Consider the following 12,500-nt stretch of genomic DNA (forward strand, 5'->3'; position numbering starts at 1 on the left):
CACTGGACTTTGAATTTGCTTGTGTAGGATAGGTGGGAGGCTTTGAAGCGTGGACGCCAGTTCGCGTGGAGCCAACCTTGAAATACCACCCTGGCAACTTTGAGGTTCTAACTCAGGTCCGTTATCCGGATCGAGGACAGTGTATGGTGGGTAGTTTGACTGGGGCGGTCTCCTCCTAAAGAGTAACGGAGGAGTACGAAGGTGCGCTCAGACCGGTCGGAAATCGGTCGTAGAGTATAAAGGCAAAAGCGCGCTTGACTGCGAGACAGACACGTCGAGCAGGTACGAAAGTAGGTCTTAGTGATCCGGTGGTTCTGTATGGAAGGGCCATCGCTCAACGGATAAAAGGTACTCCGGGGATAACAGGCTGATACCGCCCAAGAGTTCATATCGACGGCGGTGTTTGGCACCTCGATGTCGGCTCATCACATCCTGGGGCTGAAGCCGGTCCCAAGGGTATGGCTGTTCGCCATTTAAAGTGGTACGCGAGCTGGGTTTAGAACGTCGTGAGACAGTTCGGTCCCTATCTGCCGTGGACGTTTGAGATTTGAGAGGGGCTGCTCCTAGTACGAGAGGACCGGAGTGGACGAACCTCTGGTGTTCCGGTTGTCACGCCAGTGGCATTGCCGGGTAGCTATGTTCGGAATAGATAACCGCTGAAAGCATCTAAGCGGGAAACTAGCCTCAAGATGAGATCTCACTGGGACCTTGAGTCCCCTGAAGGGCCGTCGAAGACTACGACGTTGATAGGTTGGGTGTGTAAGCGCTGTGAGGCGTTGAGCTAACCAATACTAATTGCCCGTGAGGCTTGACCATATAACACCCAAGCAATCTGCATGCTTCGAGAGAAGAACCAGATTGCGGTGTGTGAAGACGAAACGAACCGAAAGTTCGAGCTGCTCACAAACACCGAGATCTATCACATACCCAATTTGCTGAAGCGGGACCAACAGGTCACGACTCAGTACCCGAATTTCTTGACGACCATAGAGCATTGGAACCACCTGATCCCATCCCGAACTCAGCAGTGAAACGATGCATCGCCGATGGTAGTGTGGGGTTTCCCCATGTGAGAGTAGGTCATCGTCAAGATTAAATTCCGAAACCCCTATTTGCGTATGCAGGTAGGGGTTTTGTTTTAAGTAGAAGTCACCAATTTTGCCGGCACGTATGCTTCATACGGGCTGGTCACAGAATTTCTTGACGACCATAGAGCATTGGAACCACCTGATCCCATCCCGAACTCAGCAGTGAAACGATGCATCGCCGATGGTAGTGTGGGGTTTCCCCATGTGAGAGTAGGTCATCGTCAAGATTGAATTCCGAAACCCCTGTCTGCTTACGCAGACAGGGGTTTTGTCATTTCAGAGGCCGCTAAAGGCTTCAAGCTCCCCGTGAAGACCCTGCCGCCTCGCCCTCCTGCGCGATGATTGGTGCAGAGCGCCTGTGCTGCATGATCAAGCGTCATCAAAAAAACGTAGGTTGAAAGCTCTAGCACGCCATTTAGCGGGCTCATGCAGGGAAAGACGTGCGTTTTGCATAAAAGCCTAAGTTTTCTCGGATCTGTGCCGAAAGACTGGTGAGACATGCGTGCACCAAAGTAGAGCCGCCTTAGAACGGTCTACGGCGTCACATGGAATGTTGCACCCGGAACGCATCCCCACTCCTTGCATAAGAAGTCCCATGAAATGAATCTCAAGTTCAGCCATAAAATCCTTTTGGCCGCTTCAGGCGTAGTGGTTCTGGCTTTTGCGTTGTTCACTTTGTACAACGACTACCTGCAGCGGAATACCATCCAGCAAAACCTCGACTCCTCCGTCCAGCAAGCCGGCGATCTGACGGCCAGCAGCGTCCAGAACTGGCTGAGTGGGCGAATCCTGGTACTGGAAAACCTCTCCCAGAACGTCGCGCACCAAGGCGCCAACGCAGACTTTGCCGGGCTGGTCGATCAGCCGGCCTTCACCTCGAATTTCCAGTTCACCTACGTCGGTCAGTCCAATGGCGTGTTTACCCAACGTCCTGACGCCAAAATGCCCGATGGTTACGATCCACGTCAGCGCCCTTGGTACAAGCAGGCCGTAGCTGCCGACAAAACCATGCTCACGCCGCCCTACATGGCCGCTGTTGGCGGGCTGGTGGTGACGATCGCCATGCCGGTGAAGAAGAACGGTGAACTGCTTGGCGTCGTCGGTGGTGACCTGAGTCTGGAAACCCTGGTGAAGATCATCAACTCGGTGGACTTCGGTGGTATCGGTCATGCGTTCCTGGTCAGTGCTGACGGCCAGGTGATCGTCAGCCCGGACAAAGACCAGGTGATGAAGAACCTCAAGGACATCTACCCAGGCTCGAACGTACGCATCGAGCGGGGGAATCAGGAAGTGCTCCTGAACAAGCAGGCGCGCATCCTGTCCTTTACCCCGGTTACCGGCTTGCCGAATGCTGAGTGGTACATCGGCCTGACGATCGATAGGGATAAGGCTTATGCGCCACTGAGCAAATTCCGCACGTCGGCACTGATTGCGATGTTCATCGCGGTGACCGCAATTGCCGTGCTGCTGAGTCTGTTGATTCAAGTGCTGATGCGTCCACTGACCACCATGGGCCGTGCGATGCAGGACATCGCTCAAGGCGAAGGCGATTTGACTCGCCGTCTGGCGGTGGAAAGCAAAGACGAGTTTGGTGAATTGGGCGGTGCCTTCAACCAGTTCGTGGAGCGGATTCACGCGTCGATTTCCGAAGTGTCGTCGGCCACGCGCCAGGTACATGACCTGTCGCAACGGGTCATGGCGTCGTCGAATGCTTCGATCATCGGCTCCGATGAGCAAAGCGCACGGACCAATAGCGTGGCGGCAGCGATCAACCAACTGGGTGCGGCCACTCAGGAGATTGCCCGTAATGCAGCGGACGCGTCGCAACACGCCAGCGGTGCCAGTGAGCAAGCTGACGACGGTCGTCAGGTGGTGGAACAAACGATTTTGGCGATGACCGAGTTGTCGCAAAAAATCAGCCTGTCGTGCACCCAGATTGAAACCCTGAACGCCAGCACCGACAACATCGGGCACATCCTCGATGTGATTAAAGGCATCTCGCAGCAGACCAACTTGCTGGCTCTCAACGCGGCCATCGAAGCGGCGCGGGCGGGTGAAGCCGGACGTGGTTTCGCGGTGGTGGCGGATGAAGTGCGCAACCTGGCCCATCGCACTCAGGAGTCGGCAGAGGAGATTCACAAGATGATCACCTCATTGCAGGTCGGCTCGCGTGAAGCGGTATCGACCATGAATGCCAGCCAGGTATCCAGTGAGGAAAGCGTCGAAGTGGCGAATCAGGCCGGTGCGCGGTTGATCAGCGTGACCCAGCGGATCACCGAAATCGACGGCATGAACCAGTCGGTTGCGGCCGCAACGGAAGAGCAGACGGCAGTGGTGGAAACCCTGAACGGTGACATCAATCAGATCAACCTGCTGAACCAGCAGGGCGTGGCCAACCTCAACGAAACATTGAAGGATTGCGATGCCTTGTCGCTGCAGGCCAACCGCCTGAAGCAACTGGTGGATAGCTTCAAGATTTAAACCGTTGCATGGATGCAAAAAAACGCGATGAAGTCGGTCTGACTCATCGCGTTTTTTTATGACGAAAATTCCCTACGCAAACAAATTGCGCGCGTTGCTCATCGAGTCATCGGCAAACCCCTGCACGAAGTCCTTGAACCCCGGCATTGCTTCTGCGCCGCCCTGGGCGGGTTCTGCGATGATGGTCCAGGTTGCGCGCGACTTGCCGGCGCTCAGGGGCTCGACACTCATGGCAGCCCACAACTGACCAACGCCCAAGGTGTTGTAGACGGTAGTCCAGGTCATGCTCAGCGCCTGGTCGTCGCGGGAGTTGAGTTGTTCGACGACCAGGTTGCCGTCCTTGAAGAACTTCTTGCGCAGCGACGACACACCTTCGCCGGTCATCTCGATGTGCGACAGCGCCGGGATGAACTTGTCGAAGCCGGCGAAGTTGCCGACCACTTCCCAAACCCGCGACGCCTCGGCGGGTATTTCCACCGACGACACAACGTGGCAGCCGTGCGGGTTTTTGATCAGGGTATCGGGTTGCAGAGTGCTCATGGTCTTGCTCCATTTCTACGGGTGGTGAATCAGATGAAGTTGATTTCTTTCAGGTAGTCGCAGCCGCGACGCAGCAGCGCCGGAGACTTTTGCGGGTAGTGCGTGCCCATTTGCTGCACACCGGCCTGGGCATTGGCGTGGCCGATCATCGAGATGTCGCCGATGTCCTCCTCGAAGCCGTTGAGGTAGAAACCCAGCACGCCAAACAACGCGTTATCGCTGTCGACCCGACCCAGTTGCTGTTGCCAGTCGGCGACGCTGACCATTTGAAACTCGCGGCCGGCCTCGCGGAACGAAGCGACGTAGGCGTCCCAGCTCAGCGGTTCGGGGTTGTGCAGGTTGAACACCGCCTGTTCGGGCTGATAACGGCTGGCGTGAAAGGCGATGAAGCGGGCGAGGAAGTCCACCGGCATCAAGTCGAAGTTCAGTGCGAACTCCGGCACCTGGCCGAGCTGGATCGAGCCTTTGAGCATCAGCATCAGACGGTTCTTGTGCGGCTGGCAGACGCCGGTGAGGCTGTTGAAACTGATGTTGCCTGGTCGGTAGAGGTTGACCCGCACCCCGCGCTCGCGAGCACGCTCGAGGATCCGTTCGCCGACCCATTTGGACAGGTTATAGCCGTTCTTGATGTAGATCGGCGGAGTCTGCGCGGCGGGTTGTTCGAGCACTCGCCCCTCGGCGTCGATGGTGCTGGAGGCCGACAGCGTGGAGACGAAATTGAAGATCTTCTTGCTGCGCCCTTCGCAGAGCCGCAAGCACTCGAAAATCGGCTCGACGTTATCCCGGGCCAACGACTCGTAATCGAGTACGTGGTTGACGTTGGCGGCGTTGTGTACCAACGCACCGAACTCCCGATCCAGCCGCTCATATACCTCCGGCGTCAGGCCCAGTGCCGGTTGCGTGATGTCCGCTGCGTAGACCCGCACCCGAGTCAGGTCCAGGTGCTCCAGACGGTTCTCACGCAGCGATTCGGCGAAGCGCTGCGCAGCACTTTGCCCGGCACCGTCACGCACCAGGCACGCGACTTCGCTGGCGCCCCAGGCCAGCAGCGCTTCGACGATATGCACGCCGACGAAGCTGTTGGCGCCGGTAACGATGACCTTGTGCACATCGCCCATTCGGCTGACCGGCAAGGGCTGTACATCGAGCTCGCGGAAGGCATCGGCCAGGGCTTTTTCGCTGAGCACTTCTTCGCCGGCAGAACCTCTGACCAGCGTGGCCAGCCTGGCGATGGTCGGGACTTCGATGAAGCGGTTGATCGAGATACTGCGTCCGAACTGCTCGCGTATCTGCAGCAACATGCGCGACAACAGGATCGAGTGCCCGCCCAGATTGAAGAAGTTTTCGTCGGTGGAAATGTCGCCTGCCGGCAACTCCAGCAGATCGGCCCAGAGCTCCAGCAGTTGCGCCTCGTCGGTGGACTCGGGTAACCGACGCTGAAGGTTTTCGAGGACACTGACCGGCATCGCCAGCAGCGCCCGGCGATCGACTTTACCGTTGCTGGCAAAAGGCATGTTCGCCAACTCAGTCCAGGCGATGGGCTGCATGTAGTCCGGCAAGAACTGCTGGGCGTGAGCTTTCAGCGCTTCGCGCGCTACGCCTGGCTGGTCTTCCTGGGGTTGTGCGAGGAACGCCAGAATCCTTCGATGACTGTCGATCACTACGGCCACCTGGCGGAACAACTGGCTGTCGCGCAGGCAGCGCTCGATCTCCTCCGGCTCGACCCGATAGCCGCGGATCTTCACCTGATTGTCTCGTCGTCCACAGAGCTCGATGCCGTCGGCGGTCCACTTCGCCATATCGCCGGTGCGATAGGCACGCAAACTTTGGCCGCCCGGCAAGGGCAATTGCAGGTAGCGTTCGGCGGTCTGCTGCGGGTTGTTCAAATAGCCCAGGCACACCCCCGGACCGACGATGTACAGCTCACCGACGGTCTGCTCGACCACGGGCTGAAAGTTCTCGTCGAGGATCAGCACCTGACTGTTGGCAATCGGTGCCCCGAGGCTGCGATTGCTGTCACCGACCTGCAGTTGTCGGGCGGTGATCAGCACTGTGGCTTCGGTCGGGCCATACAGGTTGTAGAGCTTGCCTTGTTGGGTCAGCTGTTTGATCACATGGGGTTCGCAGACGTCGCCCCCGGTCATCACATGTGCAAGGTCGCGCAACTGATCCAGCGGCAGAATGCTCAGCAGCGCTGGCGGCAAAAACGCGTGGCTGAGCTGATGATGACGGATCAACTCGATCAGTTGCAGCGGGTCACGACGCTGGTCGTCGTTGGGTACGATCAGCTCGGCGCCCTGGATCAGCGCCGGAAAAATATCGATCAACGAGGAGTCGAAACTCAGCGATGAAAACTGCAACACCCGACTCCGTTCCGTCAGCCCGACGTAATCGGCATACCACGCGGTGAAGTGCCCCAGATTGTTTTGGCTGAGCAACACGCCCTTGGGATGACCGGTGGTGCCCGACGTGTAGAGCGCCATGCACGGCGCCTGGCTGCCGGGACGCAGGCGCATCAACGGCAAGCAGGGATTTGCCTCGCGGGCGTCGATGCCACTGATGTCGAGCCCCGGCATCTCATCGCTCAGCGGGTGCTGGCCATCGTGCAACAACAGCACGGCGCCAGCGTTCTCCAGGATGTACTGCTGACGTTGCAGCGGGTGGCTGGGTTCGAGTGGCAGGTACACCGCGCCACTGCCGAGGATCGCCAGAATGCCGGCGAACAATGCACTGGATTTCGGCAGGCAAATACCCACGACCACCGGTCCCTCAACCGCCCGGTGCTGCTCGATCAATGGCAGCAGCCGTTGTTGGATTGCCAGGCTCCGGGCGTACAAGTCGCCATAGCTGAGCACCTCACCGGCAATGTGCAGCGCCGGGCGTTCACGGAAGGTTTTGAAACTCTGTTCGAGCCGCTCGATCATCGGGATTTGCCCGAGTTGCAGCAGCTGCGGTTGCGCGTTGAGGTTTAGCCGGTGGGCATAGGCCAGACTCTCCAGCGTCAACAAGCTTTCTTCACGCTGATGACGACCGGGCGCGGCCGTTGCAGCTTGCGTGAAGTACTCGGCATCGCGGGAAAAACGGCTGACCTCAAGCGCCACGCGGTCAACCAATTCAGCGATGACTCTCAGGCGCAGCGCCTGGCCATTACCAGAGGCTTCGTCGGCGACGGGGACGCGAGCGATCAGTCGCTGGTCGCCGCTCGATATGTAGCGGCACAGCACGTCGATAGGCGGCAGACCGCTGGCGTCTTCAGGTCCCAGGCCCAGGCGCACGCTCAGCTGTGCGCACTCGCCCTGGTCGCGCAGACGTTGCGCCGGAATGGCCAGGCTGCCGTCATCGATCAGCAGCTCGGCGTTACCGACCGATTGTTCGCTCAGGGTGTGGCTGTCGCTCAATCGCGTCAGCGTATGGCCGTGTTGTTCCAGCTCCAGCGCCAGCTCATTCAAGGCCTGGCTTTGACCGATGAGCAGAATGTCGAGACGTCTCATGATGTTCTCCTCGGCTAGATCAGGTAGTCGCTCAGGGCGTCTTGCACGCACGGTGAATCGAGCAGCGAACTGCTGCGGAAAAACCGCACGATGTTGGCAACCAGCGGGTGATGGCGATTGATCGGGAAGGCCAGGCCTGCCACTTCGCTTTTGAGTGCGGCCTTGGCGGCATCGCTGATGTGCAGGTGTTCGATCAACCGGAAATCGAACGATTTCTGAATGTCGTTAGTCAGGTAGTGAGTGATGAATACCGGCAGAATCTTCGCGATCAGTTGGCGGTCGTCTTCGTTAGCCGAGTGCCAATAGATCCGAACCAGCCGTGACCAGAACCCCGAGTGGCGGCCCTCGTCGAGCAAGTGGTCAGCCATCAGGCCCTTGATCGATTGCTTGACCGTGTCGTCCTTGGCGAATGCCGCGACGTCGTTGGTCACGGTGCTTTCCGCGATGGCCACGCAGATCAGCTCAACGGCGCTGCGCAGATGTTCCGGGGCCAGCGCCAACGCTGCAGGAATTGCCCTGCTCAGCTCGATTTCATGCGGCAGTTCGATCGGCGTGATGCCGGTCATGGCCACGGTCTGCTGCATGAAATCCATCGCCACCAGCGCGTGGTAATCCTCATCCACCACCACGGTCATGGCGTCATAGCGACAGGCGAACGGGAAGGGCACGGCGAAGCGATTCTTGGCGATGCTGCGGGCGGTCTTGTCGACGATTTCGGTTTCGAAAATCACCACGTCGTTGATGAACTTATAGAGCGTCTGCACCAATGCAAAGTCGCGTTGTTCCGGGCATTCGCGGACAAAGGTTTCGCTCAGCACCAGCGGTTGGCGGCTCAAGGGATAGATCAGTTTGTCGTCGTTTTCGACCATGCGCCGCGGACGTGTACGGATAGTCGCGCGGTTTTCCCAGGCGTCGGCGAAGGATTGGTAGTCGGCGGCGTTCATGCGCTCACCTCGGCGACCGATTCACGCATGCTCAGGCGCAAGCCGTCCCACAGTGCGATACGGCTTTCCACTGCGGCGATGGCTGCGGCATAGACGTCTTCTTGTCGTTGCGGATCGCCATCGACCAAGCGTGCCAGGAGTGTTTCGGCGGCGGGGCCGTGGTCTTCGGAGTCGACTTCGATGTGCCGCTCCAGGTAGTAACGAAAGGTCGGCGCCTGTTCGATGCCTATGCCCCAATCGTCGAGAATGCGCTGGAACATCTGCGGAATGACGCTTTCACGTCCATGCAAAAACGCAGCGGCAACGCTGTGCCCCGGCGCATACAGCGCGGTGTGCAAGGTGTGCCGGACAAAGTTCGATGCGGCCGGGTCGACGTCCACGCTTTGCAGGGCGACGTCGTAGCTCACGCCTTCCTTTTGCAGGGCGACGAAGCGCTCCACGGCCGCCGTGCTGGCGCCGATTTCGCGCATCGCATCCAGGTACAACTCGAAATGGCTGTAGTGACCGTGATCGAGTCGGTCATCGGACTCTTCGCCAAGGACGATTTCGTTGATCAGGCGCGCCGCTTGAGGGTCTTGGGGCGGTAGCCAGGGCAGCTGCACGCACGTGAGTTCCTGTTGCAGGCGTTTGGTCAGTGACATGAAGTCCCATACAGCAAATACATGGGTTTCCATAAAGCGTTGAAGTATTGACAGTGAATGGATCTCGGCAAAGATAGGGTGAGCGCTCAGGGCTGCTTTTTTTTGGTCGAGAAGTGCTTTATTGGGTTTCATGAGAGACCTATAAGTTGTGAGTTAAGTTGTTCGATTGGCAGAGGTTTATTAGGCGAGTTCAAACACGGTGCGGCCTGATCTTTTTAATAGGCGAACAAGTACCTCAAACAAACGTTGATGCAGTTCATGGTGTTGGCGGACCTTGCCAGGCAAGGCGTTGCGTGCGTCGATGGTGCTTGGCGGTCAGATGCCGAGATGAGTATTACAGACCTTGGCATTGACCGTGCCGACAAGTAAGCGGGAGCTTGAAGTTGTCGGCGGAGAAAAATTAATACATGAAACAAGTAGCGGGCAAGTGTTTTTTATATTATTTGTCAAGTGTATTTTTTTGGGCGCGACAAGTTTCGATAAAACTTCTGGATTAAGTTTTATTGGGATGAAGTTGTTCCTTCCGGCTTATATAAGTCAGAATTTAAATGAGTGAATGCCTCACTCGGAGCAACTTTGTATCTGGGGAGTTGATGTTTTTTTTGATGTGGTGGGCAGGAGGAGGGCACGGCCCATCTCTTCCCGTCCTTTGGCAAGCCTCCTTTTGTTCGTCCATCACGCGAGGGCTGTGCAGGCAGATTTACACGCCGCTCGTCCTTTTTTAGTCGGCAAACCAAGAGTGAGCCCAAAAAGCCAGTACTGCTATCACTGGCGCAGGGAGGGGCAGGGGTTTTCAGGGAGGAAAGTAGGGATTGGTGTCGCCAGCGCTTCTCGAGAACCTGTGCCTCATGGCACAGGCGTCAGGCGCTTACTCGCTGAGCAGGCCCAGATGGGTGTTGATAATCTGCAGCAGACGATGGCGCTGAGTGGTGGTGAAAAAATGATTACCGGTCATTTCTATCAGTTCGAATTCACGGCGAGTGAATTCGCGCCAATTGACCATGCTTTCAAGGGGGGCCAGCGGATCGTCGCTGCCGTAGAAAGCAGTCATCGGGATGTGCAGGCTGCGACTGGAAGGGTCGGCCCAGGACTCGAGCAGTTTCAAGTCACTGTGTATCAGTGCTTCGAAGGCGGCGAGTTGATCGCTGGCTGTTGCATCGAGAAGCGCACCTGGGCTTGAGGGTGCATAACTGTGCCGGATGTTCGGCAGACTATGCTGCGGCGCAGAGGCGGGTCGGGTATCCGGGCTGCGGCAACCGGAAATGAACAAGTGACGGGTTTGCCCCGGGCAGTGGGTTTCACTCAACTTGGCCAGCTCGTAGGCCAGAATTGCGCCCAGGCCATGGCCAAACAGCGCATGGGGTTCGGACAAGTAAGGTTGTAGCGCCGCAAAGGCGTCGACCAGCAGCGGTGGCCATTGTTCGTAGCGAGTCCGGTTCTGCGGATTGTCATGGCCGGGAAGCCTGAACGCGAGTAGTTCAATGTGCTCGCTCAGCGCTTGAGTCCAACTGCGGAACTGCTCGGGGTCGGCACCAGCTTCGCCGAAGCAGATCAGCCTGACGTCCGTCGTCTGGCTGGCGCTGATCACGGTCAGCCATGGAGTGTTCCGGGTGTGCACGGCTTTTCTTGTACGATTCACGTCGATGATTTCTTGCCCTGAGGTTCAAGGCTGTTCAGGTAACGCGTGATGACCTCGACACCCCGGTTCAGGTGGTTCTGAAGCTTTGTTACGGTTAGCGCGATGTCTCGGGCTTGTGCAGCGAGCAGCAGGTCACGGTGATCTTCCTGGGACAGCTTGCCGAGCCCCATGGCTTCAAGGTTGAAGCGCAGAAAGCGTTCCTCTTCCCACAGACCGCCTTCCACCAGGCTGAGGAGCCTGCGGTTGGGCGCCTTGCGGTATAGCGTCATGTGGAACAAACGGTTAAGCCTGCCGATCTCGGCATAATCGGTCTGTGTTTCGAGGTCGTCGATATAACGCTCGGCCTCGGCAAAATCTTCGTCGTCGAGCAGCGGAATCGACAGGCGCAGGGCCTCGGACTCCAGCAGGATACGCAGGGCATAGGTTTCGGCGGCGTCACCTTCGACCAATGGTGCGACAACCGCGCCTTTGTGTGCGACAACATGCAGCAGTGATTGCGCCTCGAGCTGGCGCAAGGCTTCGCGCACCGGCATGCGACTGACACCGAACAGGTCGGCCAGGTCTTGCTGGCGCAGCGCGGTACCGCAAGGCAAACGGCCGTCGAGAATCGCCGAGCGCAGGGTTTCTTCGATCACCGATCGCGCAAGGTGAGCGGGGATTGGGCCGCTGACCGGGATAGTACTTAAAGGGTTGGGCTTCTGTGTCACGACAACGCACCCTGATTAAAATGAAAAATATTGGATCCAATGCACACTAGTGACTGCCTTGCTGGTTGTCAAACCGGCAAAACAAATCAGTTTCCGTTAGTTTTATGCCACTGGCATTGCCACCAAACAGAGCATCACTGGCTACGTTTTTTTCAACTGCTTGCGCTTTCTCAAGTTTAGCGTGCTCGCGGTGATTGCACCGTGCCATTGTCTTTTATCCATCAAGGCTTCACCATCCATCGATTTCCAACCGCCCTTTGGACTCACTGCATTGCAGGCACGTTTCGCTCTCCCTCGGCCCCTGCGCTGGTTGTGTTCAGCACTGCTGATTGCTGGCGTCTTGCTGGGCGGTCTGCATGCCGATTGGGATTTTTCGCTGATCAGCCGCCGGGCCGAAACATTGTACGGGCCGTTGGGTGAAGGCAAGCAACGAATCGATGCCTGGCAACACCTGCTGGCGGCACAGAAGCAAACTCCGGAGCTGGAACAGCTCAATGTGGTCAATCTGTTCTTCAACAAGCAGATGCATTACGTGGAAGACATCGACCTGTGGCACGTCGAGGACTACTGGGCGACACCGATCGAAGCCTTGTGGAAGGGTGCTGGCGATTGTGAGGACTATGCGATCGCCAAGTATTTCAGCCTGCGCCATCTTGGGGTTTCCAGTGACAAATTGCGCATCACTTACGTCAAGGCCCTGCGCCAGAATCGCGCGCACATGGTCTTGACCTACTATTCAAGCCCGGACGCCATGCCGTTGGTACTCGACAGCCTGATGGATGCGATCCAGCCGGCCAGCCAGCGCACCGATTTGCTGCCGGTCTACTCCTTCAATGCCGAAGGGCTTTGGTTGCCGGGTGCCAAGGGCAATAAAAAAGTCGGTGACACCAAGCGTCTGTCCCGTTGGCAGGATGTGTTGAAGAAAATGCAGGCCGAAGGATTTCCGGTCGAGACGACTCACTAGGAGCA

The 12,500-nt window shown here is 57.7% G+C and carries 8 protein-coding genes and 3 rRNA genes (1 of these 11 cut by a window edge); 5 read left to right on the forward strand and 6 right to left on the reverse strand.

The annotated features are described in order from the left end of the window. The 4 genes from AABM55_RS00585 to AABM55_RS00600 form a co-directional block, all read left to right on the forward strand. A 23S ribosomal RNA gene (locus AABM55_RS00585) occupies nucleotides 1–816 on the forward strand; it begins 2,076 nt to the left of the window's first position. Nucleotides 817–976: 160 nt separating this feature from the next. Next, a 5S ribosomal RNA gene (rrf, locus tag AABM55_RS00590) occupies nucleotides 977–1,092 on the forward strand. A gap of 107 nt (nucleotides 1,093–1,199) precedes the next feature. Further along, nucleotides 1,200–1,315 (forward strand): 5S ribosomal RNA (rrf, locus tag AABM55_RS00595). Nucleotides 1,316–1,688: 373 nt separating this feature from the next. Beyond that, a complete protein-coding gene (locus tag AABM55_RS00600) occupies nucleotides 1,689–3,569 on the forward strand; it encodes a methyl-accepting chemotaxis protein (RefSeq protein WP_054594980.1) in 1,881 nt (626 codons plus the stop codon). Between the two features lie 72 nt (nucleotides 3,570–3,641). On the opposite strand, the gene AABM55_RS00605 is transcribed toward AABM55_RS00600, so the two are convergent. From AABM55_RS00605 to AABM55_RS00630, 6 genes are all read right to left on the reverse strand, one after another. Next, entirely contained in the window at nucleotides 3,642–4,109 is a 468-nt protein-coding gene (locus AABM55_RS00605; protein ID WP_054594981.1) for an SRPBCC family protein, read from the reverse strand. Between the two features lie 29 nt (nucleotides 4,110–4,138). Next, on the reverse strand, nucleotides 4,139–7,600 hold the full coding sequence (locus AABM55_RS00610) for an amino acid adenylation domain-containing protein (RefSeq protein ID WP_347928536.1): 3,462 nt from the start codon (nucleotides 7,598–7,600) through the stop codon (nucleotides 4,139–4,141). Between the two features lie 14 nt (nucleotides 7,601–7,614). Further along, nucleotides 7,615–8,544 (reverse strand): diiron oxygenase, encoded by a 930-nt coding sequence (locus AABM55_RS00615; RefSeq protein WP_054594983.1) that lies wholly within the window; start codon nucleotides 8,542–8,544, stop codon nucleotides 7,615–7,617. Then, entirely contained in the window at nucleotides 8,541–9,317 is a 777-nt protein-coding gene (locus tag AABM55_RS00620) for a DUF3050 domain-containing protein (protein WP_103320469.1), read from the reverse strand. The genes AABM55_RS00615 and AABM55_RS00620 overlap by 4 nt, the downstream gene beginning before the upstream one ends. A gap of 736 nt (nucleotides 9,318–10,053) precedes the next feature. Next, nucleotides 10,054–10,824, reverse strand: coding sequence for an alpha/beta fold hydrolase (locus AABM55_RS00625; RefSeq protein ID WP_347928537.1), 771 nt, complete (start codon nucleotides 10,822–10,824; stop codon nucleotides 10,054–10,056). Continuing rightward, the gene (locus tag AABM55_RS00630) at nucleotides 10,821–11,531 is read right to left on the reverse strand and encodes a GntR family transcriptional regulator (RefSeq protein ID WP_054594986.1); all 711 of its coding nucleotides are present in this window, start codon (nucleotides 11,529–11,531) and stop codon (nucleotides 10,821–10,823) included. The genes AABM55_RS00625 and AABM55_RS00630 overlap by 4 nt, the downstream gene beginning before the upstream one ends. Before the next feature lie 271 nt (nucleotides 11,532–11,802). Here AABM55_RS00630 and lapG point away from each other — a divergent pair, with 271 nt between their 5' ends. Next, nucleotides 11,803–12,495, forward strand: coding sequence for a cysteine protease LapG (gene lapG, locus AABM55_RS00635; protein WP_347928538.1), 693 nt, complete (start codon nucleotides 11,803–11,805; stop codon nucleotides 12,493–12,495). Nucleotides 12,496–12,500: the final 5 nt, after the last annotated feature.

It is taken from the genome of Pseudomonas helvetica (genome assembly GCF_039908645.1).
Lineage (GTDB): Bacteria > Pseudomonadota > Gammaproteobacteria > Pseudomonadales > Pseudomonadaceae > Aquipseudomonas > Aquipseudomonas helvetica.

Coding starts and splice junctions, on each gene's coding strand:
- AABM55_RS00600 (WP_054594980.1), top strand. CDS start 1,689: ATGAATCTCAAGTTCAGCCATAAAATCCTTTTGGCCGCTTCAGGCGTA.
- AABM55_RS00615 (WP_054594983.1), bottom strand. CDS start 8,544: ATGAACGCCGCCGACTACCAATCCTTCGCCGACGCCTGGGAAAACCGC.
- AABM55_RS00610 (WP_347928536.1), bottom strand. CDS start 7,600: ATGAGACGTCTCGACATTCTGCTCATCGGTCAAAGCCAGGCCTTGAAT.
- AABM55_RS00620 (WP_103320469.1), bottom strand. CDS start 9,317: ATGAAACCCAATAAAGCACTTCTCGACCAAAAAAAAGCAGCCCTGAGC.
- AABM55_RS00605 (WP_054594981.1), bottom strand. CDS start 4,109: ATGAGCACTCTGCAACCCGATACCCTGATCAAAAACCCGCACGGCTGC.